Origin of the sequence: Rhodococcus sp. DMU1 (assembly GCF_012272955.1) — a bacterium.
Taxonomy (GTDB): Bacteria; Actinomycetota; Actinomycetes; order Mycobacteriales; family Mycobacteriaceae; genus Rhodococcus; species Rhodococcus aetherivorans.
The window spans coordinates 1,700,005-1,725,587 of record NZ_CP050952.1; the positions used below are offsets into that span (position 1 = coordinate 1,700,005).

At 71.1% G+C, this 25,583-nt stretch carries 21 protein-coding genes and 1 tRNA gene; 8 read left to right on the forward strand and 14 right to left on the reverse strand.

Annotation, left to right across the window (positions count from 1 at the left end):
• Positions 1–59: 59 nt before the first annotated feature.
• The 5 genes from HFP48_RS08065 to HFP48_RS08085 form a co-directional block, all read right to left on the reverse strand.
• Positions 60–728 (reverse strand): hypothetical protein, encoded by a 669-nt coding sequence (locus HFP48_RS08065; protein ID WP_006938898.1) that lies wholly within the window; start codon positions 726–728, stop codon positions 60–62.
• A gap of 192 nt (positions 729–920) precedes the next feature.
• Positions 921–1,550 (reverse strand): DUF2461 domain-containing protein, encoded by a 630-nt coding sequence (locus HFP48_RS08070; protein ID WP_168579317.1) that lies wholly within the window; start codon positions 1,548–1,550, stop codon positions 921–923.
• A 53-nt stretch (positions 1,551–1,603) separates the two neighbouring features.
• Positions 1,604–2,584, reverse strand: coding sequence for a ribose-phosphate diphosphokinase (locus HFP48_RS08075; protein ID WP_006938895.1), 981 nt, complete (start codon positions 2,582–2,584; stop codon positions 1,604–1,606).
• Entirely contained in the window at positions 2,581–4,059 is a 1,479-nt protein-coding gene (gene glmU / locus HFP48_RS08080) for a bifunctional UDP-N-acetylglucosamine diphosphorylase/glucosamine-1-phosphate N-acetyltransferase GlmU (RefSeq protein ID WP_102799723.1), read from the reverse strand. Before glmU ends, HFP48_RS08075 begins: the two co-directional genes overlap by 4 nt.
• 71 nt (positions 4,060–4,130) lie before the next feature.
• Positions 4,131–4,202: transfer RNA gene (locus HFP48_RS08085), tRNA-Gln, on the reverse strand.
• A gap of 234 nt (positions 4,203–4,436) precedes the next feature.
• Here HFP48_RS08085 and HFP48_RS08090 point away from each other — a divergent pair.
• From HFP48_RS08090 to HFP48_RS08115, 6 genes are all read left to right on the forward strand, one after another.
• The gene (locus HFP48_RS08090; RefSeq protein WP_037201479.1) at positions 4,437–5,030 is read left to right on the forward strand and encodes a TetR/AcrR family transcriptional regulator; all 594 of its coding nucleotides are present in this window, start codon (positions 4,437–4,439) and stop codon (positions 5,028–5,030) included.
• A 160-nt stretch (positions 5,031–5,190) separates the two neighbouring features.
• Positions 5,191–5,826: a ScbR family autoregulator-binding transcription factor gene (locus tag HFP48_RS08095; protein ID WP_029542131.1), complete on the forward strand. Its 636-nt coding sequence runs from the start codon at positions 5,191–5,193 to the stop codon at positions 5,824–5,826.
• Positions 5,827–5,870: 44 nt separating this feature from the next.
• Entirely contained in the window at positions 5,871–6,203 is a 333-nt protein-coding gene (locus HFP48_RS08100) for a helix-turn-helix domain-containing protein (protein WP_006938886.1), read from the forward strand.
• Positions 6,204–6,214: 11 nt separating this feature from the next.
• Positions 6,215–6,790 carry a PIN domain-containing protein gene (locus HFP48_RS08105; protein WP_006938885.1) on the forward strand — a complete coding sequence of 192 codons (576 nt, stop codon included), beginning with the start codon at positions 6,215–6,217 and terminating at the stop codon, positions 6,788–6,790.
• Between the two features lie 88 nt (positions 6,791–6,878).
• Entirely contained in the window at positions 6,879–10,511 is a 3,633-nt protein-coding gene (mfd, locus tag HFP48_RS08110) for a transcription-repair coupling factor (RefSeq protein WP_168579318.1), read from the forward strand.
• Between the two features lie 130 nt (positions 10,512–10,641).
• Positions 10,642–11,529, forward strand: a complete 888-nt coding sequence (locus HFP48_RS08115; RefSeq protein ID WP_006940723.1) for a MazG family protein — start codon at positions 10,642–10,644, stop codon at positions 11,527–11,529.
• Here the strand turns inward: HFP48_RS08115 and HFP48_RS08120 are convergent.
• Positions 11,514–12,893, reverse strand: a complete 1,380-nt coding sequence (locus tag HFP48_RS08120) for a glutamate-1-semialdehyde 2,1-aminomutase (protein WP_006940725.1) — start codon at positions 12,891–12,893, stop codon at positions 11,514–11,516. The two genes, HFP48_RS08115 and HFP48_RS08120, sit on opposite strands and share 16 nt — an antisense overlap.
• Before the next feature lie 261 nt (positions 12,894–13,154).
• Here HFP48_RS08120 and HFP48_RS08125 point away from each other — a divergent pair, with 261 nt between their 5' ends.
• Positions 13,155–14,576: a polysaccharide pyruvyl transferase family protein gene (locus tag HFP48_RS08125; protein ID WP_168579319.1), complete on the forward strand. Its 1,422-nt coding sequence runs from the start codon at positions 13,155–13,157 to the stop codon at positions 14,574–14,576.
• On the opposite strand, the gene HFP48_RS08130 is transcribed toward HFP48_RS08125, so the two are convergent.
• The gene (locus tag HFP48_RS08130) at positions 14,518–15,216 is read right to left on the reverse strand and encodes a GNAT family protein (RefSeq protein WP_168579320.1); all 699 of its coding nucleotides are present in this window, start codon (positions 15,214–15,216) and stop codon (positions 14,518–14,520) included. The genes HFP48_RS08125 and HFP48_RS08130 overlap by 59 nt on opposite strands.
• Positions 15,217–15,548: 332 nt before the next feature.
• Between HFP48_RS08130 and HFP48_RS08135 the strand changes: the two genes are divergently transcribed.
• Entirely contained in the window at positions 15,549–16,658 is a 1,110-nt protein-coding gene (locus tag HFP48_RS08135) for a glycosyltransferase (protein ID WP_168579321.1), read from the forward strand.
• Positions 16,659–16,688: 30 nt separating this feature from the next.
• Here HFP48_RS08135 and HFP48_RS08140 read toward each other — a convergent pair whose 3' ends face one another.
• Genes HFP48_RS08140 through HFP48_RS08170 form a run of 7 tightly spaced genes read right to left on the reverse strand, consistent with a single transcriptional unit; the run spans position 16,689 to position 25,377 of the window.
• Positions 16,689–18,044: a glycosyl hydrolase family 28-related protein gene (locus tag HFP48_RS08140; RefSeq protein WP_168579322.1), complete on the reverse strand. Its 1,356-nt coding sequence runs from the start codon at positions 18,042–18,044 to the stop codon at positions 16,689–16,691.
• A 25-nt stretch (positions 18,045–18,069) separates the two neighbouring features.
• Positions 18,070–19,407, reverse strand: coding sequence for a polysaccharide biosynthesis tyrosine autokinase (locus HFP48_RS08145; protein WP_168579323.1), 1,338 nt, complete (start codon positions 19,405–19,407; stop codon positions 18,070–18,072).
• The gene (locus HFP48_RS08150; protein WP_168579324.1) at positions 19,394–20,785 is read right to left on the reverse strand and encodes a hypothetical protein; all 1,392 of its coding nucleotides are present in this window, start codon (positions 20,783–20,785) and stop codon (positions 19,394–19,396) included. The genes HFP48_RS08145 and HFP48_RS08150 overlap by 14 nt, the downstream gene beginning before the upstream one ends.
• Positions 20,782–21,879 carry a glycosyltransferase gene (locus tag HFP48_RS08155; protein ID WP_168579325.1) on the reverse strand — a complete coding sequence of 366 codons (1,098 nt, stop codon included), beginning with the start codon at positions 21,877–21,879 and terminating at the stop codon, positions 20,782–20,784. Before HFP48_RS08155 ends, HFP48_RS08150 begins: the two co-directional genes overlap by 4 nt.
• The gene (locus HFP48_RS08160; RefSeq protein WP_168579326.1) at positions 21,876–23,168 is read right to left on the reverse strand and encodes an oligosaccharide flippase family protein; all 1,293 of its coding nucleotides are present in this window, start codon (positions 23,166–23,168) and stop codon (positions 21,876–21,878) included. Before HFP48_RS08160 ends, HFP48_RS08155 begins: the two co-directional genes overlap by 4 nt.
• The gene (locus tag HFP48_RS08165; protein ID WP_168579327.1) at positions 23,147–24,319 is read right to left on the reverse strand and encodes a glycosyltransferase family 4 protein; all 1,173 of its coding nucleotides are present in this window, start codon (positions 24,317–24,319) and stop codon (positions 23,147–23,149) included. Before HFP48_RS08165 ends, HFP48_RS08160 begins: the two co-directional genes overlap by 22 nt.
• Positions 24,316–25,377, reverse strand: coding sequence for a glycosyltransferase family 4 protein (locus tag HFP48_RS08170; protein ID WP_168579328.1), 1,062 nt, complete (start codon positions 25,375–25,377; stop codon positions 24,316–24,318). The genes HFP48_RS08165 and HFP48_RS08170 overlap by 4 nt, the downstream gene beginning before the upstream one ends.
• Positions 25,378–25,583: the final 206 nt, after the last annotated feature.

The following is a 25,583-nucleotide window of genomic DNA, read 5'->3' on the forward strand; positions in this document are numbered from 1 at the left end:
TGTCGACTGCGGCACTCGAACGATGCCGCGACAACCTCCCCCTCGGGGCGAGAAGTTCCCTATCGGGTGGCGCTGAGCCGGGCCTTCTCCAGGGCAGCCAGGGTGCGCAGGACGGTGGCCTTCTGCTTCTCGAGGTCACCGCGGCGGGCACGGGCGGCGAGGCCGGACTGCTCGGCGACGAGGGCGAGCTGCGCGTCGATCGCGGAGAGCTGGTCGAGCAGCGCGAGGGCGCGGTTCTGGATCTCGTCGACGTCGACGGCGCCGGTGCGCACCGGCGCGGGGGCCGGCTCGGAGGCGGCGCGCTGCGACGGGCGCGACGAGGACGTGCGCGGCGTGGCGGTCCGGCGCGCCGGGGCGGTCTCGGCGACGACGGCGGCGGCGCGGGGGCGCAGGGCCTTGCGGACGAGGGCGGGGTCGGGCTGTTCGGCGAGCCGGATGTCGTTGAGGACGCGGCGTGAGTCGCGGGCGGCCTTGCGGTGCTCGTACTCCTCCTCGTCGTCCGACTGCAGGGTGCCGCCGATGGGACGCAGGCCGTACATGCCGACGAACTTGCGCGCCTCGTCGATGATCGACTCGTGCGTGCGGCAAGTGGCGCAACGGGGTTCGTTGCGGAACTCCTCGACGGAATCGGTGTCGCCGCACCAGACGCAGGCTCCCGGCCTCCACCGGCGGACGGTCTCGAGTTTCGCGTTTTCGGTGGGGGCCTCGAGGGTTTGAGCGTCGATCACGAGGAGCCACCTTAAGTCAAAGCCGGCCCGGTCGGTCGGGGGGGTCCTGCACGACCTGCGGCTGAGGGATGTCGGAGTGATGAAGATCATGTTAACCGTCGGCGTCCGGGCGGCAAAGTCTTGTGCCACACGACTTTCCATACCGATCGGTTTGCCGAGGGGGCTCGGAATCGACCGCGATGCGAACGCTTTTCAGGCGGCGGTGGCGGCGGTCAGCCACTCCACGAGCGGCCGGACGTCGCGCCACGCGGTGCGCACCTCGTTGAGGGTGCGCGGCGAGTCGAGCCACTCGGGCGACGGGTGCTCCCGCGCCGCGGTGAGGGACTTGTGCCGCAGCAGGTCGAGGCGGGGGTGATCCTCCGCGACGCCGCGCGGACGGGTCTTCAGCCGTTCGCCACCGATCTCGTACCCCGCCCGGCGCAGCCGCCGCACGAGCGTCTCGAGCCGGGGACCGTGGCGCGAATCGTCCACGGTGGCACGGTATGCGGAGACCTGTGCGGACGAGCCCGCGTAGAAGCCGCCGGCGATCCGCAGCCCGGCGGCGTCGATCTGCACGTAGAACCCGACGCCGGGCCCGGTTTGCACGAATCCGCCCTGATGAGTCTTGTACGGCGACTTGTCCGCGCTGAAGCGGACGTCGCGATGCGGACGAAACGCCTTGCCCGGGCCGAACTCCGGTTCGAGTTCCGCGAGCAGGGCAAGCATCGGGCCGCGCACGCAGTCGTCGTAGACGGCCTTGTGCGCGGCCCAGAACGGCTTGCTGTTGTCCGCCTCGAGGTCTTCGTAGAAGTCGAGGGCGGCAACGGGGAAGCCGGTGAACATGCCGGGTGTCCTTTCGGTCCGGTGACGGTCCGAAAGTACACCGCCTTCCGCGACTACGCGGAACCGTTGAACAGCGACGTCACCGAGCCGTTCTCGAACACCTCCTGGATGGTGCGCGCGAGCAGCGGCGCGATCGACAGGACGGTGAGCGTCGGGAACCGCTTCTCGTCGTCGATCGGCAGCGTGTTGGTGACGATGACCTCCTCGGCACCGCACGCGGCGAGGCGCTCGGAGGCGGGGTGCGAGAGCACGCCGTGGGTGGCGGCGATGACGACGTCGCCCGCGCCGGCCTCCTTCAGGATCTTCACGGCCCCGGCGATGGTGCCGCCGGTGTCGATCATGTCGTCGATGAGGATGCAGGTGCGGCCCTCGACCTCACCGACCACGCGGTTGGACTTGACCTGGTTCGGGACCAGCGGGTCGCGGGTCTTGTGGATGAACGCCAGCGGGGCGCCCCCGAGGGTGTCGGCCCACTTCTCGGCGACGCGGACGCGGCCGGAGTCGGGGGAGACCACGGCGATGTTCTCGACGCCGTACCTGTCGCGGATGTACTCGGCGAGCTGGCCCTGGGCGTGCATGTGGTCGACCGGTCCGTCGAAGAAGCCCTGGATCTGGTCGGTGTGCAGATCGACGGTGATGATGCGGTCCGCGCCGGCGGTCTTGAGCAGATCGGCGATCAGGCGGGCGGAGATGGGCTCACGGCCGCGGTGCTTCTTGTCCTGGCGGGCGTACGGGTAGAACGGCAGGACGGCGGTGATGCGCTTGGCCGATCCTCGCTTGAGCGCATCGATCATGATGAGCTGTTCCATCACCCACTGGTTGAGCGGGAACGGGTGGCTCTGCAGCACGAACGCGTCGGAGCCGCGCACGGACTCCTCGAACCGCACGAAGATCTCGCCGTTGGCGAAGTCACGCGCGGTCTGCGGGGTGACCTGGACGTCGAGCTCCTTCGCCACCTGCTCGGCCAGCTCGGGGTGGGCCCGGCCGGAGAAGAGCATCAAGTTCTTCTGGTTGTCGATCCAATTGGAGGTCACTGGTCCTGGCCGTCCTTATGCCGTTCGATCTCTTGCTGCTGCCGTGCTGCAGACGCTGCCTCGGCCGCGGGGGTCCCGGGTCGGTTTCGCTGGACCCAGCCTTCAATATTGCGCTGTGGCGCACCCGACACCGCAAGCGCCCCCGGCGGAACGTTGCGGCGCAGGACCGTGCCGGCGCCGGTGTAGGCTCCGTCGCCGACCGTCACGGGCGCCACGAACATGGTGTCCGACCCGGTCCGGACGTGGGATCCGACGACCGTGCGCGACTTGTGCACGCCGTCGTAGTTGACGAACACGCTCGAGGCCCCGATGTTCGAGTACTCGCCGATGGTGGCGTCGCCGACGTAGGTCAGGTGCGGCACCTTCGAGTGCGGCCCGATCTCGGCGTTCTTGGTCTCCACGAACGTGCCGATCTTGCCGGACTCGCCGAGGTCGGTGCCCGGCCGCAGGTAGGCGAACGGCCCGACGGTCGCGCCCTCGCCGATCACGGAGTCCGACCCGTGGGTGCGCACGACCGACGCCCCGGCGCCGATCCGCACGTTCGTCAGCGTGGTGTCCGGGCCGATCACCGCGTCCTCGTCGACCACGGTCCGGCCGTGCAGCTGCACCCCGGGGTGCAGGGTCACGTCCCGGGCGAGGACCACGTCGACGTCCACCCACGTGCTGGACGGGTCGAGCACGGTCACACCCGCCCGCATCCAGTGCTCGAGGGTGCGCCGGTTCAACTGCGCGGCGAGCGCCGCGAGCTGCACCCGGTCGTTCGCGCCCGCGACCTTCATCGCGTCGGCGAGCTGGGCGGCGAACACCGGCAGGCCGTCCTCCCGGGCGATCGTGACCACGTCCGTCAGGTACAGCTCGCCCTGCGCGTTGTGGGCCCGAAGCCGGGTCAGCGCGCTGCGGAGGAACTCCGCGTCGAAGGCGTAGATGCCGGCGTTGACCTCGTTGATGGCAGCCTGCTCGGCGTCAGTGTCGGTCTCCTCGACGATCTCGCGGATCTCGCCGTGGCCGTTCCGGACGATGCGGCCGTACCCGGTGGGATCGTCGGCGAGGAACGTCAGGACGGTCACCGCCGACTGCGCCGGTTCGGCGAGGTGCTCGGCTTCGAGAGCCTCGAGGGTGTGGCCGTCGAGCAGCGGGACATCGGCGTTGGTGACGACGACCACGCCGGAGAAGTCGCCGGGCAGCGCGTCGAGCCCGCACTGCACCGCGTGCCCGGTACCGAGCTGCCGGTCCTGGACCGCGATCGACACCTTGCGGTCGAGCGTCTCGGCGATCTCGGCGGTCGCGGCGGAAACCCGCTCGCGCTCGTGCCCGACGACCACCACCAGGTGGCTCGGGTCCAGCTCTGCGGCCGCGTGCAGCGAATGGGCGAGCATCGTGCGACCCCCGAGTGTGTGCAGCACCTTCGGGGTCTTGGATCGCATTCGCGTACCCGCTCCGGCCGCCAGAACGACAACTGCGGTCTGCACTTGCATGAAGCTCCCTCGACGTTCGACATGCGCAGGTTCGGCACCGGCAGGGGAGCTCGCCGGCCCCGACTGCCCCGCTCCGCCGCCAGGACTCGAACCTGAACTATCTGAACCAAAATCAGAGGTGCTGCCGATTACACCACGGCGGACTGCCGCATTCCCGGCGCCGACGCCCCGGTCATGCGTCTGTGATCCTCGCATGCCGCCACACCCGGAGTCGAACGCGGGGCCGGGCGCGTCGCCGCCACGGATAGGCTGATCGCAACCCGCCGCGCGTCGTCCTCGGTGTTTTCCGGTGGCACAGGGTCCGGCCGGGTGCCGGAAAGGATGTACACGTGTCGAAACCGTCGCAGAACCACGCCGACCGCAGCCCCCGGGTCCGGATGACCGGGACCCAGCGCCGGGAACAGCTCATCGAGATCGGGCGGGCGATCTTCGCCGAGCGCGGCTACGAGGCGGCGTCGATCGAGGAGATCGCCCAGCGGGCCCAGGTCTCCAAGCCCGTGGTCTACGAGCACTTCGGCGGCAAGGAAGGCCTGTACGCCGTGGTCGTGGACCGGGAGATGTCGACCCTGATGTCGATGATCAGCGCGAGCCTGACGCAGAACCGCTCGCGCATCCGGGTCGAGCGGGTGGCGCTCGCCCTGCTCACCTACGTCGAGGAACGCACCGACGGCTTCCGCATCCTCGTGCGGGACTCCCCGGTCGCCGCGGAGGAGGGCACGTACTCGTCCCTGCTGAACGAGGCGGTGCGGCAGGTGGCGCACATCCTCGCCGGCGACTTCTCCCGCCGGGGCTTCGACCCGGACCTGGCCCCGCTGTATGCGCAGGCGCTGGTGGGCATGGTCGCGACGGCCGCCACGTGGTGGCTGGACGAGCGCAGCCCGTCGAAGGAGGTCGTGGCCGCCCACCTGGTGAACCTGTGCTGGAACGGCCTCACCCATCTGGAGGCGAATCCGCAGCTCGGGACCGACTGACCGGGCGATGCGAACTCCCGATCGCGCCCCTACCAGGTGGTATCGTTGCCCAGCCGACTCGACGAGCAATTGCGAGGTGATCGTGGTACCCAGCGGAGCGGCGATCGGCGCCGATCGTCCGGGTCGCCGGGCGGCGCCGAGCCCGCATCGAGGGGGATGAATGGCCCGGCAGGTTCGCGCCGAGGTGACGCGCGACTCCGTGTTGCGCGGCGCCGCGGAAGTGTTCATGAATCTCGGCTACGCCAACGCCAGCCTCAACGAGATCATCCAGCAGTCCGGTGTCACCAAGGGCGCGCTGTACTTCCACTTCGCCTCCAAGGAGGAGCTGGCCCGCGCGGTCATCGACGAGGGCTTCGCCCGGCTGGGTTCGGCCGGGCTGAGCGCGATCAGCGACCGGACCCCCGCCCTCGAGACCATGATCGAACTGTCGGTCCTCACGGTCGACGTGTCCCGCGCCGACCCGATCGTGCGCGCCATGTTCCGGCTGGTGATCGAGATCGGCGACTACCGCGGGTCCGGGGAAGGGGTCTTCGCGATCTGGCTCTCGACGGTGCAGGATCTCGCCAAGCGGGCCCTCGCGGAGGGCGACCTGAGCGAGGAGCTCGAACCGGACGCGGTGGGCCTGCTCGTGCTGCAGGCCCTGACCGGGGCTCGCGCGGTCGCGGCGGCACTGAATCGTCGGGACGAGCTCGTCGAGCACCTCGAGAACATGTGGCGCCTGCTGGTGCCCGCGCTCGTGCCCGCCGACAAGGTCGAGTACTTCCGGCAGTTCGTCTCGCGCCGGCTGCGGGTGTAGCCGGCCGATTGCGTTCGGTGCCTCCGCCTGACACGATCGCCGCCGTGACCCTGGGACCGTTCGACGCGGACGCGGCCGGTGCGGCACTCGCCCGCACCCTGGACGAGCTCGGCGCCGCCGCCGCCGTGACCATCACCCCGGTGCCGGCGATGCTCACCACCGCCCAGGCGGCGGACGTGCTCGGCGTCGGTCGCCGGCATGTGGGCCGCCTCGTCGACGACGGCACCCTGCCGTCCCGGTTCCGCGGCCTGCACCGCCGCATCCGCCGCGCCGACGTCCTCGCCTACGCCGAGCGGCGCGCCGAGACCCGGACCCGGGCCCTGGACACCGTCGCCGACCTGAGCCGCCGCGACGGCCTCTACGACGACGACTTCTAGGGGGAACGGTCGTGCCGATCCGAGCGGTACTCGACGCGCCGGCGCTGACGCCGCCACGCGTGCGCGACGTGCTGCTCGCCCTGGCCGAAGACACGCTGTTCCAGCCCTATTGGAGCGACGGCATCGTCGCCGAGGTGGAGCGGCGGCTGCCGTCGCACATGTCGCGCCCGGCGCGGGACTTCCTGTTCGCCGAACTCGAAACCGCCTTCCCCGAGGCCCGGGTGACCTGGCCGGCCACGGTGCTGCGGGAGGTGCCGTACATCAGCGATCCCCGCGACGCGCACCTGACCGCGGTGGCGCTGTTCGCGCAGGCCGACGTCGTCGTCACCACCGACGCCGGTCTCGCTCGCTCGCTCGAGCGGTCCGGGGTCGAGCCGCAGACGCCGGACGCGTTCGTCGCGTACGTGCTCGACGCCGAGCCGCAGCGTTGCCGGCGCGTGCTGCTGCGGATGGCGCGACGGCGGTGGCTCGGGCCCGGCGAGGAGACCCCCGACGCCGCCCTGCAGACCCGGCTGGCCGCCTGGGCCCGTCGCGATCTCGGCGACAACAGCGCCGATCTGCTGGCCGCGGACCCGGTCCGACCGTGACCGGACGCCCCCGGTGGTCCTGGCAGCCCGAACCGGACACCGCATAGACTCGGACGGTCCTCTTCTCGAACCCAGGAGCGCCCTTCCCGTGTCCGACGTGTCCGTCACCCCCCTGTCCGGATTGGCGCGGATCGCGCTGGCCGACGCTCAGCTCGAACGTGTGGCCGCCCTCGCCGGGACCGCCGAACAGGCCCTGGTGGCCCCGCCGTCGGCCCGGCCGTTCGTCGCCGCCGCGCTCGCGGCGAAGACGCCGCTGCTCGTGGTGACCGCGACCGGCCGCGAGGCGGACGACCTGACGGCCGAACTGCACGAGATGCTCGGCGACGTCGTCGCGCAGTTCCCGTCGTGGGAGACGCTGCCGCACGAGCGGCTCTCGCCCAGCGCCGACACCGTCGGCCGCCGGTTGCAGGTGCTGCGCCGGCTCGCCCACCCCGAGGACCACGACTACGGCCCCGAGCTGCGGGTGATCGTCGCGACCGTGCGGTCGCTGGTGCAGCCGATGGCCCCGCGTCTGGGCGACATCGAGCCCGTGACTCTGCGGGTCGGCGCGGAGCACGACTTCGACGAGCTGATCGAGCGGCTCGTCGAGCTGGCCTACACCCGCGCCGACATGGTCGGCAAGCGCGGCGAGTTCGCGGTGCGCGGCGGCATCCTCGACGTCTTCCCGCCGACCGCGGACCATCCGGTGCGGGTCGAGTTCTGGGGCGACGAGGTCACCGAGCTGCGCCCGTTCTCCGTCGCCGACCAGCGGTCCATCCCCGAACTCGAGGTGGGCACCCTCATCGCCCCGCCCTGCCGGGAGCTGCTGCTCACCGAGCAGGTCAAGGAGCGCGCGGCCCGGCTGGCGCAGGACAACCCGGCCGATGCGGCGCTGGTGGAGATGCTCGACAAGATGGCCTCCGGTATTCCGGTCGAGGGCATGGAGGCGCTGCTGCCGGTGCTGCAGACGGGCGAGCTGCAGTTGTTGACCGACGTCGTGCCGGCCGGCACGCACGTGCTGCTGTGCGATCCGGAGAAGGTGCGCACCCGCGCGGCGGATCTGATGCGCACCGGTCAGGAGTTTCTCGAGGCGTCGTGGACCGCGGCCTCGCTCGGTGGTGCCGCGCCGCTGGACACCGCCAACATGAAGGGCGTGGACCTGGCCGCGTCGGCGTACCGGCCGCTGACCCAGGTGCGGGAGACGGCGGAGGCGGCGGGCCGGCCGTGGTGGACGCTGAGCCCGCTGGCGTCGGGCGCCGACACCGAGGTCGTGCTCGACGTGCAGCCGGCGCCGGAGGTGCGCGGCTCGGACGAGCTGCTGACGATGCTCTTCGCGAACCTGCGCGCGCACGTCACCACCGGCGGGCGGGCCGCGATCGTCGTCGCGGGCGCCGGCACCGGGCAGCGGGTGCTCGAGCGCCTGCAGGAGAACGACGTGCCCGCCGCGCGTCTCGATCCGGGCGCCGAGCCGGTGCGCGGCACGGTCGGGGTGCTGTGCGGCGCGCTGCACGACGGCGTGGTCCTGCCGGGCGACGGCGCGGACGTGCCCGGCCTGGTGCTCGTCACCGAGTCCGACCTCACGGGCAACCGGGTGACCGCCGCCGAGGGGCGCCGCACGCCGGTCAAGCGTCGCAACCAGGTCGACCCGCTGGCGCTCACCGCCGGGGACATGGTGGTCCACGACCAGCACGGCATCGGCCGTTTCGTCGAGATGGTGGAACGGACCGTGGGCGGTGCCCGCCGCGAGTACCTGGTCATCGAGTACGCCCCGAGCAAACGCGGGCAGCCGGGTGACCGGCTGTTCGTGCCGATGGAGTCCCTCGATCAGCTCTCCCGCTACGTCGGCGGCGAGATGCCCGCCCTGAGCAAGCTCGGCGGCTCCGACTGGGCCAACACGAAACGCAAGGCGCGCAAGGCTGTTCGTGAGATCGCCGGGGAGCTGGTGCAGCTGTACGCGGCGCGCCAGGCTGCGCCCGGGCACGCGTTCGCCCCGGACACCCCGTGGCAGAAGGAGATGGAGGACGCGTTCGCGTTCACCGAGACCCAGGATCAGCTCACCGTCATCTCCGAGGTCAAGGCCGACATGGAGAAGGCGGTCCCGATGGACCGCGTCGTCATCGGCGACGTCGGCTACGGCAAGACCGAGATCGCGGTGCGCGCCGCGTTCAAGGCCGTGCAGGACGGCAAGCAGGTCGCGGTGCTGGTGCCCACCACGCTGCTGGCGCAACAGCACCTGCAGACCTTCACGGAGCGGATGGCGTCGTTCCCCGTCACCGTCAAGGGCCTGAGCCGCTTCACCGATCCCGCCGAGTCGAAGGAGACGATCGCTGCCCTCGCCGACGGCGCCGTCGACATCGTCGTCGGCACCCACCGGCTGCTGCAGACCGGCGTGCGCTGGAAGGACCTCGGCCTCGTGATCGTGGACGAGGAGCAGCGATTCGGCGTCGAGCACAAGGAGCACATCAAGGCGCTGCGCACGCACGTCGACGTGCTGACCATGTCCGCGACGCCGATTCCGCGCACCCTGGAGATGAGCATGGCCGGCATCCGCGAGATGTCGACGATCCTCACCCCGCCCGAGGAGCGGCACCCGGTGCTCACCTACGTGGGCGCCTACGCGGACAAGCAGGTCGCCGCCGCCATCCGTCGCGAGCTGCTGCGCGACGGGCAGGTGTTCTACGTGCACAACCGGGTCAGCTCGATCGACAAGGCCGCCAAGCGGATTCGTGACCTCGTCCCCGAGGCACGGGTGGCGGTCGCGCACGGGCAGATGAACGAGGACACCCTCGAGAAGACCGTGCAGGGCTTCTGGGAACGTCAGTACGACGTCCTGGTGTGCACCACCATCGTCGAAACGGGCCTGGACATCTCCAACGCCAACACCCTCATCGTCGAACGCGCCGATTCGCTCGGCCTGTCGCAGCTGCATCAGCTGCGCGGGCGCGTCGGCCGGTCCCGCGAGCGGGGTTACGCGTACTTCCTGTATCCGCCGGAGAAGCCGCTGACCGAGACGGCGTACGACCGGCTCGCCACGATCTCCCAGAACTCCGACCTCGGTGCGGGCATGGCCGTGGCCATGAAGGACCTCGAGATCCGCGGCGCGGGAAACGTGCTGGGCGCGGAGCAGTCCGGTCACGTCGCCGGCGTCGGGTTCGATCTGTACGTGCGGCTCGTCGGCGAGGCGGTGGAGGCCTTCCGGGCCGCCGCGGACGGCCGGCCCGTCGCCACGGAGGAGGCCGCCAAGGAGGTGCGCGTGGACCTGCCGGTCGACGCCCACATCCCGCCGGACTACGTGACCTCCGACCGGCTGCGGCTCGAGGCCTACCGCAAGCTCGCCGCGGCGCACGACGACGACGCGATCGCCGCGGTGGTCGAGGAACTCGTCGACCGCTACGGCCCGCTGCCCGAGGAGGTCGGCCGGCTGGTGTCGGTGGCCAAACTGCGCCTGTTGTGCCGCGAGTACGCCCTCGAGGAGGTCGCGGTCTCCGGCACCCAGCTGAAGATCTCGCCGATGCATCTGCCGGATTCGAAGCAGATGCGGCTCAAGCGGCTCTACCCGGCGGCGCAGTACCGGGCCACGAGCGGCCTTGTGCAGCTGCCGTTGCCGCGGACCGGTGGGGTGGGCTCCGATCGGGTGCGCGACGTCGAGTTGCTGCAGTACATCGCGGACTTCCTGCTCGCCCTCGACGGCAAGGCGCAGGGTTCGGTGGACGTGCGCGTGCCGGCCGTCGCGAGCGTGTGACCGGGGCGAGCGCAGCGACGGGGAATGTGACCGGGGCGAGCGCAGCGACGGGGAATGTGACCGGGGCGAGCGCAGCGACGGGGAATGTGACCGGGGCGAGCGCAGTGACGGGGAATGTGAGGCGACGGCCGTGACGGTGATTCTGCTCGACCCGTACCGGCCCGGATCGGTGCCGCTCGAGGCGGTGCCGCTGCTGACCGGGCCGCTCGCCTGCACCGACGACGTGCCCGCGGCGGTTCGGGAAACGCTCGGCGCGACAGCGGGATCCGACGCCGAGACGTTGGTGGCCGTCGACGCCGGGCACGAGGCGGTGCGTGAACGCGTGCGGCGGGGTGAGCGGGTGATCGCCGCCCCGCCCGCGCCGGGGGAGCGCCTGCTGCGTGCCGTGGAGGTGATGGACCGGCTGTGGGGATTCGGCGGCTGGGAGGTCACGCAGACGCACGATTCGTTGCGCCGCTACCTGCTCGAGGAGACCTACGAACTGCTCGACGCGATCGAGGAAGGTGACCCGCACGGCCTGCGCGAGGAACTGGGAGACCTGTTGCTCCAGGTGCTGTTCCACTCGCGGATCGCCCAGGAGTCCGGCACCGACCCGTTCACCGTCGACGATGTCGCCGACACGCTCGTCACCAAGCTCGCGTTGCGCAGCCCGCACCTGACCAACGGTCACACCGGCCCGATCGACGTGGCCGAGCAGGAGGCGGCGTGGGAGGTGGCGAAGGCGGCGGAGAAGGCCCGGCCCTCCTGCCTGGACGGCATCGCGATGGCGCAGCCGGCGCTGGCGCTGACCGACAAGGTGATCGCCCGCGCCACGAAGGCCGGGCTGCCGGCACACCTGGTTCCGCCCGGGTTGCGTACCGTGCACGTCACCGGGTCCGGCGGCGCCGAGGACGCGCTGCGCACCGCGACGCTGCGGTTCGTCGCGGCGGTGCGGGCGACCGAGCGGGCCGCCCATGCCGACGGGGTGCCGCACGGCGGTCTCGACGCGGACGCGTGGGTGCGTTACTGGGGGAAGTGAATGCCGACCGGTTCGTCGCCGAGCCGGCGCGGTTCCGCGCGAGCGCGCAGTGCCGGGGCGACGGGGCGTCCGCGGAGGAGTCCGGCGACCCCGCCCGCGTCGAGCGCCTGCCGGTACACCGCCATTGCGCCGCGCGCCGCCTCGACGGTCTCCTCGATGTCGGCGTCGGTGTGGGCCGCGGAGATCACGAACGACTGCCCGAGCACGCCCCGGTTGAGTAGTTCCTGCAGGAACAGCGTGCGGAATTCCTGGGACGGCTGCAGGTTCAGGTCGCGAGTGACGAAGATCAGGCAGGACGGTCGACCGATCACCTGGACGTATTCGTCCACGTCGAGGTCCGCGGCTGCGGCGTTGACGGCGTCGGCCAGCCTGCGGCCCGCCGCTTCCATCCGGCCGATCGGGTCCTCGGTCGCATAGGCACGCACCACCGCACGGAAGGCGGCCAGACCGCCGGACTCCGGTCCGTGTGTGGTGGACAGGAGGAACACCCGGTTCCCGTCGGTGCGCAGGCCGCCGAGTTCCATGAATTCGCGGCGGCCGGCGAGGGCCGCGACGGGGAAGCCGTTCCCCATCGCCTTGCCCCAGCACGACAGATCCGGCCGGACGCCGTACACGCCCTGGGCCCCGTGCTCGGACCAGCGGAATCCGGTGATCATCTCGTCGAAGATCAGCAGGGCGCCGTGCCGGTCGCACAGTCGGCGCACGCCCGGTAGGAAGCCGGGATCGGGTTCGGCGAGGGCGGTGGCGGCTTCGAGGATCACGCACGCGGTCGGCCTGGCCGACAGGGCCCGGTCGAGCGAGTCGAGGTCGTTGTACCGGAACCGGTGGGTGTGCTCGGTGACCTCCTCGGGGATCCCGGCGTTCATCGGGGTGGTGCCGATGAACCAGTCGTCGACGGAGAAGAAGGGCTGGTCGCACGCCACCACGTGCCGGCGGCCGGTGACCGCACGGGCCAGGCGCACCGCCGCGGTCGTGGCGTCGGAGCCGTTCTTGGCGAACTTCACCATGTCGGCGCCGGGAACGAGGGCGAGGAAGTCCTCGGCCGCAGCGATCTCGAGTGTGGTGGGCCGGCTGAAGTTGGTGCCGTTCGCGATCGCGGTGGCGACGGCGTCGACGACGGGGCGGTAGCCGTGCCCGAGCGTCACCGAGCGCAGGCCCATCCCGTACTCGACGTAGCTGTTTCCGTCGGCGTCCCATACGCGGGCACCTGCGCCGCGTTCGAGGACGGGTGCCATGAATTCCGGGTACTGGTCGGAGCCCCGGGCGTACGTGTGCGCACCGCCGGGCACGATCTCGTGGAGCCGGGCCTGGAGTGCGGCCGACCGGGTGAACGATCGACGGAGATGTTCGGACGGATGGCTCATGCGCGAACCCCATCGCTCGGAGAACCTGCGCGGGCCTCGATTGTTTCATCCGGGGCGGCGATCGTCGTGCCGAACGGGTGAATTCGGTGTTGCGTGCCCGGGGCCGCCGGCCCCGCAGCGCCCACGGCACGGACGTTGCCCCGCGGAATCGGGTATTGTTCGAGGCGACCCGACCTACCTTGCCGGCCCGGACAATTCGGGCAGGCGCGCGTGGCTTGCGCCCCGATCTTTCCGCTTCTGCGAGTGCCCGAAGGTGTTGACATGGCGAATCGCATTCCACCCGAGGCGTCCGGCCGCCGGCCGGAGGTTCGCGTCCTTCTCGAGAACGGGGAGTACTGGCTCAACAACAAGGGCGATCTCGCGATCCTCGACGTGACCGTCCGGCGGTTCGCCGAGCGGTGGCCGGATGCGCGGATCGGGGTTCTCACCTCCGCTCCTGCGCTGCTGCGAGCCTACGAATCGCGCGTCGATCCGATCTGCTATCAGCGGGGCGGGAATTGGCCGCGGCACCGCCGGCGGCCGGGTCCGGCGGGCCGGCTCGGCCCCGAGATCGCGGGTGTGCCGATGAACGGCTGGGATGCCGCCGTCGCCCTTCCCGGACGGATCGCGCGGCGGGCGCGGCGCACCATCGGACGCCGAGGAAGCGGTACGGCGAACGGCGAGTCGGTTTCGAGGGCAGTCGTTCCGGGGCGGCCGGCACTCGCCAGGGACGGCGGGCACGTGCCGAACGCGGTGGGCACGGCCTCGGTCGTGGTGGCGATCGGCGGTGGATACATGACCGACATCGACCGGTTCCAGACCGAACGCACGCTGGAGCTGCTCGAGTACGCCACCGAGCGTGGAATCCCCACGGCGATGACGGGTCAGGGTCTCGGCCCGCTGACCGAACCGGACCTGCTCGAGCGGGCGGCGCGCGTGCTGCCGCGGGTCGACCTGATCGCACTGCGCGAGGACGTGCGGGGCCCGGAACTGCTGCGTTCCCTGGGGGTTCCGTCGGACCGCGTCGTGGTGACCGGGGACGACGCGGTGGAACTGGGCTATTCCACGCGCCGGGCCGAGCTCGGCACTGACCTCGGGGTGTGCCTGAGAGTCGCGGAGTACTCACCGGTCGGGGCCGCGATCCAGGACTCCGTCGGTCGCGTCGTGCGCGATGCGGCGGCCGGATACGGTGGCGGACTCGTTCCGCTGATCGTGTCCGAGCACGACGCGGAGGACAGGCGGTCCACGATGCCGCTCCTGGACGGATACCCCGGCGCGGTGCGGCCCCTCGGCCGGTTCGCCGGCGCTTGCGCACTCTCGCGGCAGGTCGGCCGGTGCCGGATCATCGTCACCGGCGCGTACCATGTCGCGGTCTTCGCGCTGTCGCAGGGGATATCGGTGGTGGGACTGTCGACGTCGCAGTACTACGACGACAAGTTCGCCGGCCTGAATTCTATGTTCGGGACCGGCATCGAGACGGTGCGGCTCGACCGGGACGGGATGGAGGACCGGCTCCGCGATGCGATCCGGAGCATGTGGGCCGGCGCGCCGGAGTCGCGGCGCGCGTTGCTGGCCCGGGCCGAGGACCAGATCCGGGCGAGCAGGGCCGTCTTCGACCGCATCGCGCGGTTCGTCGACGGCGAGCTCACCGACGGGCGCGATCTGGAATCCGGTCCCTCTGCGCCGCCCACATCTCCGCGGTGATGGCCCACAGGTCGTGATCCTTGCGCCGGCCGCCCACATCGAGATAGCTGACCATGGTGCCTTCCCGGCGCATACCGACCTGCTCGGCGCAGTGCGCCGCCGGCGTGTTACCGAGGCACACGGGCGCGGTGATGCGGTGCAGTCCGAGGGTGCCGAACCCGTACTCGGCGAGCAGGCGGGCGGAGGCGAGGGCGATGCCCTTGCCGGCGAGGGTCGAGTCGATCCACACTCCCGCCTCCGCGAGACCCGCCCACCGGTCGATGCGCTCGAGGCTGAATTGCCCGGCGAGCCGGCCGTCCACCTCGATGACCAGGGGCAGTGCCCGGCCGGCACGCGCCTCGCGGCGGGCGTGCAGGAACTCGTCGACCCAGTCCCGCTCGGTGTGCCGTTCCGCCCAGGGGCGCGGGGACGACGTCCAGAACGGCTCGATGAACTTCTGATCCCGTAGCCGGATGGCCTGCCACTCCGGCCAATCGGACAACCGTGGCGACCGCAGGGACACAACGTGTCCGGCCACCTCGACCGGGCCGATCCGCACGCACAGGGTGCGCCCCTGCCGGCACCGCAGCCTGTGCCGCAGGGGGCGGGTATAGAGGCGGCCTGCTGTCGACAGCACGACCAACGGCCTGGGACGTTTCACGCGTTCACCTCTGCTCAGCGGTCCGGCCGGGGTGGACGAGACGACGGCGGGCATCGGCGGTCGAGGGTGTGTGCCAAGCGTACCCGTAGGTGCCGCACGGTTTCGACCGGAACGGTCGAATCGGATCGGGAATCGGGCCGGGACCCGCCCCGCCCGCGGAGCCCGCGCGAGCGGCCCGAATGCCCTGACGCGGAGATCGCGTGCTGGTACCGTCCAAGCTGGGGTGGAGGTCGTCCGTGCAGTCCGGACCGAAAGGGGTGGTGCATGATCCGTCCGGATCGAGGATCCCCGCATATGTCTTGCGGCACCGGCGCCGCCGGCCGTCCCGGTCCATGAACGCCCCCCGTGTCGCCCTCGTCCACGAGCGGTTCACCGAGATCGCGGGTTCGGAACATGTCGTCGAGCAGCTGGCCGTGCAGTGGCCGGACGCGCGGGCCCACGTGCCGATCGCGCGCCCGTCGGGAATCCCGACCGTCCTGCGCACGCGGACCGACACGACGTGGCTCGACCGGCTGTACCACCTGGGCGGGGAGCGGTCGTACGCGCCGCTTCTGCCGTTGATGCCGCGGGCTTTTCGCGGGATGCGCCTGGGCGACGCGGACGTCGTGCTCGTCAGTCATCACGCGTTCGCCACGCAGGCCGTGTTCGCCACGACCGCGCCGGCGATCGCATACGTGCACAGCCCGGCCCGGTGGGCATGGGACGCCTCGCTGCGCGAGGGCGAGGCCGCTGGCCGGCTCGGAGGGGCGGCGCTGGCGATGCTCGCGTCGTCCGCCCGGCGCGCCGAACTCGCTGCCGCGCCGCGGTTGCGCCGGATCGTGGCGAACTCCACGGCCGTCGCCGACCGGGTCACCCGGTGGTGGCACCGCGACGCCGTGGTCGTGCATCCGCCGGTCGACACCGAGTCGTTCACCCCCGCTCCTCGTCTTCCCCGGGAGGACTTCTTCCTGCTCGCCGGGCGTCTGGTGCCCTACAAGCGACCCGATCTGGCGATCCTGGCCGCCAATGCGGCCGGGGTGCGTCTCGTGGTCGTCGGCGACGGCCGCAGCCTCGACCACTGCCGCGGCATCGCGGGGCCGACGGTGACGTTCCTCGGACGGGCGCCGCACGAGCAGCTGGTCGACATGTACCGGCGTGCCCGGGCTCTGGTCATGCCCGGGCTCGAGGACTTCGGGATCGTGCCGGTCGAGGCCATGGCCTGCGGCACGCCGGTGCTCGCCCTCGGCGCGGGCGGGGCTCTCGACAGCGTCGTGCCGGGGGTGAGCGGGCGGCTCGTTCCCGGTGGCACGGACGCGGAAACGGTGGAGAACTTCGCCGCCGCCATGACGGACTTCGACGGGGCGGACTACGATGCCACCGTCATCCGCGCCCATGCCGAGACGTTCTCGCGCGCGGTGTTCCGGGAGCGGATGCAGCACGTCGTCGACGGCGTGCTGTCGTGACCGCCCCCGTGCGGGCGCTGCCGATTCTGTTCATCCCGCCGGCCGTCGATCACCCAGTGGCGCGGTTCCGAGCTTGCCGTCGGTGGTGACCCGTAACCGCCAGTACCGACCGTCGTCGTCCTTGAGGATCGGACCCGACTCGGGCCGCTCCGACAGCCATGATCCATCGGACAGGATCGCGGAAAGGGTTTCACCGTCGCGATTCTGAGCCTGCAGCAGGTCGTCGTCGCCGATGGCGCGGGCCACGACGGGCCCCGCGAAGACCGCGCCCGAGACGATTCCGCGTCCGGTCACGTTCCAGCCCTCCGGGAATGTCGCGAGATCGATGTCGGTGGACGCGCTCGAGACGAGGTTGACCGCCGTGCCTTCCGGACATCCCTCTGGATCGATCCGCAACTCGGTGGGAAAGACCTCGGTGTCCGGATCGAAGCGGACGTTCGCGAGATACGGCTGCCGGCAATGGATCAGGTCCAGGCACACGTTCCGGGCCGCGATCTTGCAGTTGATCAGGCCGAACTGGGAGGGGCCGCCGCGGCCGCGTTCACCGATCGAGAGAGCGATGTCGGCGCCCTCGAACCATACGTTGGTCAGCCACCAGTTGTTGGCCGCGCCGTCGATGCGTACGTGCTTGTCCGTCGTCCTCGGGTCGTTGTCGGAGACGAATTCGACGTTGGTCAGCGACAATCCCGCGTTGTTGTCGTTGCCGGTGCCCAAGACGCCGACATAGTTGTTGGTCAGTTTCGACGCCGTCAGATAGTTCTGGATACACGAGGTCACGATCCCGATGCCGAAGTTGTTGATGTCGCAGTCGACGAACGCCGTTCCACCGGTGTTTCCCTCGAGGACGACACCCTGTTGCGCCCGGTACTGTGGAAAGTTCTCGCTGAGGTGGCTGCCCCGCAGTACGACCGAGTCGAACGAACACCGGAACGAGCCCGACAGCGACACGGCCACCGCTTCCGGGCCCGTGAGGTAGAACCCGATCCGCGCGAACCGGACGCGGTGCCGGTCGCGGACGGAGACGAGGGTGCCGTCGCCCTCGAAGAAGACGATGGTGACGTCGCCGCCGTCGCCGGTGACCGTCGAGAAGTCGGGCAGATCCGGCCACGCGGTGACGCGGTAGTACCCGGCCGGCAGATACAGCACGGCGGGACCTTCGCCGGCCGCCGCCGCACGGGCGACGGCCTCGGTGTCGTCGGCCATGCCGTCGCCGACCGCCCCGAAGTCACGAACGTTGCGTCCCGGCGACACCTTCGACACCTCGGGGACCTCCCTTTCGACGCTCGGCGCCGTCTGCTGTGACGAGCACGCCGCCAGCGGCAGCACCACGGCCGCGCCGAGCGACGCGGCCAGCAGTCGCCGACGGCTCACCACCTCGTCCGCCATGCAGTCACCTCCGGCACCATCGGAACTAGGGGGAGTAGACGAGACCGAGATCCGGTTCCGACGGGGCGCTCCGCCGCTTCTTCGATTGCGGGAACCTGCGGGTGCGTGCCGGGACGGTCGTGACCGCGCCGATGAGCCCCGACCCGGACGCGGCGAAGCTGTCCGCGGCGGCCCGCACCCGGGGTGCCTTCGTCGTGCCGAGTTCGACGACTGCGATCGTCGCGTCGCAGTGTGCGGACAGGCTCAGGGCGGCCGAGTCCGTGAGCACGGGAGCGGTGGCGACGAGGACGTAGTCGAAGCGCTCTCCGAGCCCGGACAGGATGTCGGCGAACCGCTCGGACGTCAGCAGGTCCGGCGTACGCTCGTCGGCGGAGCCGAGGGGCACGACCGACACGCCGGCCTCCGACCACAGTGGCAGCTCGGTCAGCGGCGGGTACTGGTCCCGCAGCCATTCCGCGACACCGGCGTAGGACTGCATGTCGAGCCGGCCCGTGACTCCGTCCCCGGAGGTGTCGGCGTCGATCAGCGCCACGCGGGCACCCGTGTCCGCCAGTGCTTTCGCGAGCCGGGCCGCGACGCACGGCTTCGAGCGCTCGGTGAAGCTCGTCAGCATCACCACCATCCGGTCCCGGTCACCGCGGGCGGCGGTGACGTGGGCCCGCAGGCGCCCGATGTCCTTCGCCGCGTCGGTGTTGCGCCGCGAGATCGTCCCCAGGATCGGCAGGCCGGTGGATCGGCCGAGCTGCTCCGGTGTCCGGATCGTCGGGTCGAACCGGTCCCGGAGGAAGGCGAGGAGGAAGCCGAGTCCGAGGCCGACGACGAGTCCGAGCGCAAGGATGCGCTTCGTGTTGGGGCCGACGGGTTCGCTCGGCAGCGGGGCCGGATCGATCACGGAGGCCCGGGCGGCGGGTGCCGCTCCGATCACCGTGGTCTCCATCTCCGCGACGAGCTGCGCGAACTCGTCCGCGACGGCCCGGGAAAGCTGCCGCGCGCCTTCGGGGGTGGAGTCGGTGACCGTGATGTCCAGCAGGGTCGTGGCCGGCGGGAACGTCGCCGACACCTTGCCCTGCAGCTCGCCCGGGGAGATGGTCAACCCGAGCCTGTCGACCACCCGGTCGGCGACGGTGGCGCCCGTCGCGACGTACGGGTACGACGTGATGCGCTGCTGCGCAGCGAGACCGCCCTGGTACGAGTCGTTGACCGACGTTCCGGTCGCCATCGACACGTACATCCGGGTCGTCGACACGTAGGCGGTCGGAATGGTCGACGCGTACGCCCACGCCAGGGCCATGCAGGCGAGGACCGTCGCCACCACCGTCAACCATCTGCGCCGGGCTATGCCCGTGTAGTCACTCAGTGCCATTGTTCCACCCCTTTGTTCGTGCCCCGACGACTGTGCCGATTTCCTGTGGTGCCGATTCCGGACCTCTCGCCGCGCCGGTGCGTATGCGGTATTCGCGTACCGTCATGTCGACGAGCCAGATCAGCACGACGAGCTGGAGGGACTTGCCGATCACCTCCATGCTGCCGAGAATTCCCCGTTCGAAGAGGATCGGGGATGCCGTGATCGCCAGGCCCAGGCCGACGACCACGATGTGCCGCGCCTGCAGCGCCCGCACGCCGAGCAGGAGCAGGCCGAAGGTGAACAGCACCCCGGCCGCCACGCCCGCGTAGCCGGCGACGACGAAGCCCTCGTTGATGTTCCCGTCGGCGAGGGATACCGACACCCGGCTCATGTCCATGGACGACCCCCGCACCTCGGTGGCCCACGCCGTGCCGGATCGCAGCTTCTCGGTCCCGAGGAGTTGCGCGGGAATCAGGCTCTGGAGGCCGTGCTGAACGACCTCGAACGGCGTCATCCACGGCCGCATGGTCATGTAGTAGCTGTCCGTGGCCGCCTCGAGCAGATCGAACCGGCGCAGGATGCTCAGATACGGCTGCACCCACGGCGGATAGGCCGAATCCCTGACCAGGACTTCGGCCCGTACGTAGTCGGGTTGCTTGATCGACTGCAGCCACCCGAACCCGCCGATGCCCACCACCGAGATCACGGCGACGCACACCACCCGCAGCCGCGTCCAGCCGTACATCGCGAAGCGGACGGCCACGGCCATCGCGGCACTCATGATCGGCGTCTTCGATTCGACCGCGACGGTCCACAGCAGCTCCACCGTCAGCAGCGCCGCGAGCAGCGCGGCGGTCGTCCGACGGTCCGCGGGCCGGATGAAGATGATCAGCCCGATCGCCCCGACGGTGGCGAGCTGGGCGACGAAACCCAGTATCGGATTGGAACTCTGGACGTCACCCGCCTGTCCGGTCGAACCGGTCACGTACGAGACCGCGCGCCCGAGGAGGCCCAGGGCGTACACGGCCGCCAGTGTGGGTACGAAGTCGCGGGTGGCTGTCTGCGGCGCGGCGCTGCGATGCCGGCGATCCCAGATCGCGTAGGCCACCGCGGCGAGGGCGTACACCCACAGCCCGAACGCCACCGGCTGCAGGACCTCCGCGATGCCACGGTCGTAGCCGATCGCGGCCAGCCGCGGGTCGGCGATGTTGTCCGCGTACCGGGGCCGCGGCTGGACCGTGAGCAGTACGAGGGGACGCGCGACGTACGACAGGGTCCAGTAGACGGCCTGCGCGATCAGGAACACCCGTGCGACGCCGTGGATGTGGGCGGCCGCGACGACGATGGTGATCAGCGCCGTGCCCACCAGGACGAGTTCGATGCCGGGGTCGATCACCGTGCCCCCTCCCGTGTCGCGGAGCCGTTGTCCACCAGTGCCGGTGCGGGCCCGGCGACGCTCGTGCCGGGTGCGCCGGTGCCGGCTCCGCCCTCCAGGGCCGCGATGATCTCCGCTGCGCGGTCGACGTACCGGTGGTGCCCGGTGACGATCCGGTGGTGCCCGGCCGCGGCGATCGCGCGAGCCTGCTCGGGATACCGGTCGCACCACCGCAGGATCTCGAGCAACTCGTCCTCGTCGGAGAACAGCAGGCACTCCCGGCCCTCCGCGAGCAGCGTCGCGTGTTCGTCCGTGCGCTGCCCGACGAACAAGCCGCCCGCCGCGGGCACCTCGAACGTGCGGCACGTATGGGTGTCACGGTTGTCGGAGTTGAGGAACACCAGGTTGGCCGTGACCGAGGCGACCGCCGCGGAGAAGTGCTCCCCATACACCGGCCCGCCGACGACGGCGCGGGTGTGCCGCAGCTCCGGCACGCGCCGCCAGCCGGGACCGCGGACGAGCATCCGCTCGCCGTAGCGCCGAGCCAGGGCGACGGTGGTGTCGCGCCGGTCGGGCCGGCAGTTGCCGACGAACCCGACCAGATACCGGTGCGGGTCCCGGCGCGCCGAGAGATGGTGCCATGCCGGGTCGTACGCACTCAGCACGAACTGCACCGCCCCGGCTCCGCGGGCGATCAGTTCCGGCACGTTGTGCCGTTTGGTGGTGACCACGAGATCCCACTCGCGTTCGCACCGGAGGTAACCCGGTGACGTGTTGTACGGATTCGACGCGTCGTCGGGGCTGTAGTGCACGTGCAGCCGGGCCGGCGTGCCGAGTAGCCGTCGCTGGTCGAGATGCACCGTGCGGAAACAGAACACCAGGTCGGGCCGGAATCCGGCGGCGACCGACTCGATCCGGCGGTGCACGGCCTCGAGGTCCCACGGTGCGCGCTGACGCCGGATCTTCGAGTAGACCCACGGGGGCGAGAACCGGGACGGGAGCGTCACGGCGGTCGTGTCCACGACGACCACGTCGTGTCCCGCCTGCCGGAAGCCGTCGGCCAGCGAGCGGGCATTGCTGCCGACCCAGTCGTCGCCGATGTAGAGGATTCTCATCGTTTCTCCCCCCTGGGAACGGGGACGTCGGCCGCGTCGACGTCCGCTTCGGACGGCGCGGTTCGCCGTTCGCGCAGGACCAGGTGCCGTGTCCGCAGGACGTACCACAGGGCCACGCCGAACTCGCATGCGACGGTGCCGTACACGAGTGCCCACACCGAATGGGTCCGGAAGGCCGCGTACAGCGCGACGGCCGCGATGCAGGTGCCGATGATCGCGCCGATCAGGACGCCGGAGGTGTCCTCCCGCACCGGCAGCACCGCCGTGGTGACGAAGGAACTCAGTGCGGTCGCCGGCAGGATGAGGACCTCGACGCGAAGGAGCGGGACGGCGTCGGCGAAGTCGCTGCCGAAGACGAGTCGCACCGCGAGCGGCGCGGCGATCCACAATGCCGCGGTCACGAGGACGGCGATGCCGACGCACGCGAGCATCGCGAGGGTCGCGCGCCGCCAGAACCGAGCGTCGCCGCTGCTGCGGGCCATGCGCGGCAGGAGCGCGAAACCGATCGGATCCAGCATGGACTGCACGGCCCGCACCAGGCGGTCGCCGGCCGAGTACAGGCCGAGCGATGCCGCGTCGAGCACGGCCGAGTAGATGGCCGCGGCCCCCTGCCCGTAGCTGACCACGAGCAGCCGGGAGGTGAACACGGGCGCGGCCATGCGCACGGTGGGGACGACGCGGCGTGGCCGCGCGGGACGCCCGTACTTGCGCAGCGAATCCCGCCAGGTGAGCGCCACGGTGAGGGTCGACGAGGCGAGCATGCAGAGCAACGCCACCGAGGCGCTCGGGAAGCGGGGCAGCACCACCAGCAACAGCGCGAGGTACGCGAGCCGGCCCGCCCCCTGGTAGACCGTGGAGGCGACGAACCGGCCCTGCCCGATCAGCACCCAGTCCTCCGAAACCGACCAGAAGCCCCCCGCGAACAAGCCGAGCAGGATCATGTGGACGTGGGGGTCGACTCCGATCGTCAGACCGACGACGAGCGCGGCGCCGAGGGTGCCGAGAACGGTGAGGCGGATGGCGAGATAGTCGCCGCGGATCTGATTGACGTCCGAGTTGGGGACCTTCGCCGCCAGGAACTGGGTGATCCCCAGATCGACGAGGAGCGATCCGATGAAGTAGGCCGACATCCCGATCGCGAGCAGTCCTAGGCCTTCCGGCCCGAGGACGCGGGCGATGAGCGGCAGGGTCACGGCCGTGACGACGTACTGACCGTACTTGCCGAAGCTGACGAAGCCGATGTCCCGCACCAGCGCGGCGGCCCTGCTCATCCCGCGTTCCTCGACCATGTCGCGTTCACCTCCGCACGGGAGGGAGCGGCGATCGTGTCCAGGAAACGTGCTACCGCCCGTGCGGATTCGGTGATGTCGAAACAGCCGGCGCGCAGCCGGGCCGCGGCCGCCAGCCGGCGGCGCAGGTCCGGGTCGCCGATCAGGGTGTCCAGCGCCGCGGTGAGCCCGTGCCGATCGCCGGCGTCGACCAGCAGTCCGTTCACGCCGGGCTCGACGATCTCGGTGGGGCCACCCGGGCGGGAGGCGATCACCGCACATCCGGCCCGCATCCCCTCCACCACGACCTGACCGAACGGTTCCGCGATGACCGAGCAGTGCACGAGGATGTCTGCGCGCCGCATGTAGTCCTCGGGGTCGTCCACATGCCCGGTGAAGGTCACCGGGAGGTCGAGTTGGGCGGCGAGGCGTTCGAGCTCCTCGCGGTACGGTTCCTCGTCGAAGAACGTGCCGCCGACGAGGTAGATGTGCGCCGGACGGACCGTCGTGTCCGCAGCGGCCCGCAGGAACACGTCCTGCCCCTTCCACGGCGTCAGCCGTCCGACGACCGCGACGACCGTCTCCGCCGGTGCGCGTTGCGGGGCGCGGGCTGCGCTCTGCGCGGGTTCGACGCCGGGATACGCCACGAGGGCGCGCCGGCGCGGGATCAGCGAGGACATCGTCGATCTGCTGTTGGCGATGTAGCCGCGGCTGAGCGACCGACCCAGGCCGCGGACGATCGCGGCGAGCACCGGGCCGAAATACTCGGCCGAGACCCGGTCGTGCACGTGCCAGACCAGGGGGACTCTCGCTCGCCGGGCCGCCACGGCGCCCATGATCAGGGCCTTCGAGCTCTCGGCGATCACCACCGTCGCACCCCGCTCGGCGGCCACGGCTCCCAGGTCCCATCCGAGCCGGACCAGGCGGGCGGCGCCGGCGAGCAGCCGGTGCGGGCTGGGGTCGGTGACCGTCATCGCCCGGCTGTCGAACGTGCCGTGCAGGATCGTGGTGCCGATGCCGTCCGCGCGCAACCGCTGTGCCATCGGACCGTCCTCTGCGAAGGCCACGGCGACGTCGACACCGAGGTCCCGCAGCGCCCTCGCCAACCGCGCGGTGGCGATCTCGGCGCCGGACGGAGCGGCCGTGTGGGTCACGAAGAGCACGCTGGTCACGACACCAGCTCCTCGTACAGGGCGACGTGCCGCTGTGCGGCTGCGTCCCAGGAGTAGGTCTCGGCGTGGGCGCGGCACTGCCGTCGCCCCGGCACCCGGCCCGAGAGCGCAGCGGCGATCCGGTCGGCGAGTGCCTCGGCGTCGCCGGCGGGGACGATCAGCGACGGGTCGAGCCCGCGCACGGCGTCGGGCAGACCGCCGCAGTCGGTGACGACGGGGGCGCGTCCCGCCGCCAGCGACTCGAGCGCGATCAACCCGAATCCTTCGAGGGCCACCGACGGGACGACGGTCGCGGCGGCCTCCTCGTACAGGCGCGCCAGACGCGCATCGTCGGTGCGGCCCTCGAACGTGACGGAATCGCCCACCCCGGACTCCGCGGCCCCGGCTCGCAGCGCGTCCTCCTCGGTGCCGGTGCCGACGATCACCAGGCGGGCGTCGGGATGCGCGGCGACGACGTCCGGCCAGGCGCGGAGCAGGACATGCACGCCCATCCGCCGCTCGAGCCGACGCACGCACAGCACCGTGCGCGAGGAGCCGGGCACGTCCGTCGCGCGGAAGCGGTCGAGGTCGACCCCGGGCGGAAGGATCCGGATGCGATCCTCCGGGACGCGGTACGAGTGGGTGAGCACGTCCCGGAAATGCCCGGACAACACCACGTACCGGTCGGCACCGGCGTACCGCACCCGCTCGAGCCGGTACTTGGCGCGGGCGGCGATCTCGCTCGACCCCGCCATGAGACTCTCCGCTGCCCACGGCCCGTGGAAGTGCACCACGAGCGGGTGCCGGCCGCGCCGACCGATGGACGGGCGTCCGTAGAGGCTGAAGTGCCGGTCGATGATCGCCTCGCGGGGCAGCGCGGTGTGGTCCCGGAAGGCGGTGCAGGCGCGGTGCAGCGTCGATCCGCCCGTCGGGCCCCAGCTCTGCCCTCCCGCTTCCGGGGTGCCGAATGCGATTGCGGACACGTCGACGTCCGGCCTGTGACGCAGGGCGCGGTACAGGTCGGTGAAGTACCGGTTCAGGCCGCCGGGCGCCGTGGCGAACCATTCGGATCCGGTCATGTGGATCCGCAGTGGCTCGCCGGCTCGACGGGAGGAGACGTGGGCGGAGGACGTCACGGAGACACCGCCGTAGGCTGCCCGGCGCCGGCGCGGCGCCGTGTGCGGGGGCGGGGGAATGTGCTGCGTTCCCGGTTCGAATGCGGGTACGCTCCGACGCAGGTCCGAGCCGGCACCCCGCACGCCCCGTCGCCCGGGTGGTGACGCCC

What these genes read in the sequence shown, in the direction of transcription:
- HFP48_RS08070 (WP_168579317.1), bottom strand. Translation starts at nt 1,550, where the DNA reads ATGTTCACCGGCTTCCCCGTTGCCGCCCTCGACTTCTACGAAGACCTC.
- glmU (WP_102799723.1), bottom strand. Translation starts at nt 4,059, where the DNA reads ATGCAAGTGCAGACCGCAGTTGTCGTTCTGGCGGCCGGAGCGGGTACG.
- HFP48_RS08090 (WP_037201479.1), top strand. Translation starts at nt 4,437, where the DNA reads ATGACCGGGACCCAGCGCCGGGAACAGCTCATCGAGATCGGGCGGGCG.
- HFP48_RS08095 (WP_029542131.1), top strand. Translation starts at nt 5,191, where the DNA reads ATGGCCCGGCAGGTTCGCGCCGAGGTGACGCGCGACTCCGTGTTGCGC.
- HFP48_RS08120 (WP_006940725.1), bottom strand. Translation starts at nt 12,893, where the DNA reads ATGAGCCATCCGTCCGAACATCTCCGTCGATCGTTCACCCGGTCGGCC.
- HFP48_RS08125 (WP_168579319.1), top strand. Translation starts at nt 13,155, where the DNA reads ATGGCGAATCGCATTCCACCCGAGGCGTCCGGCCGCCGGCCGGAGGTT.
- HFP48_RS08135 (WP_168579321.1), top strand. Translation starts at nt 15,549, where the DNA reads ATGAACGCCCCCCGTGTCGCCCTCGTCCACGAGCGGTTCACCGAGATC.
- HFP48_RS08140 (WP_168579322.1), bottom strand. Translation starts at nt 18,044, where the DNA reads ATGGCGGACGAGGTGGTGAGCCGTCGGCGACTGCTGGCCGCGTCGCTC.
- HFP48_RS08145 (WP_168579323.1), bottom strand. Translation starts at nt 19,407, where the DNA reads ATGGCACTGAGTGACTACACGGGCATAGCCCGGCGCAGATGGTTGACG.
- HFP48_RS08155 (WP_168579325.1), bottom strand. Translation starts at nt 21,879, where the DNA reads ATGAGAATCCTCTACATCGGCGACGACTGGGTCGGCAGCAATGCCCGC.
- HFP48_RS08160 (WP_168579326.1), bottom strand. Translation starts at nt 23,168, where the DNA reads ATGGTCGAGGAACGCGGGATGAGCAGGGCCGCCGCGCTGGTGCGGGAC.
- HFP48_RS08170 (WP_168579328.1), bottom strand. Translation starts at nt 25,377, where the DNA reads ATGACCGGATCCGAATGGTTCGCCACGGCGCCCGGCGGCCTGAACCGG.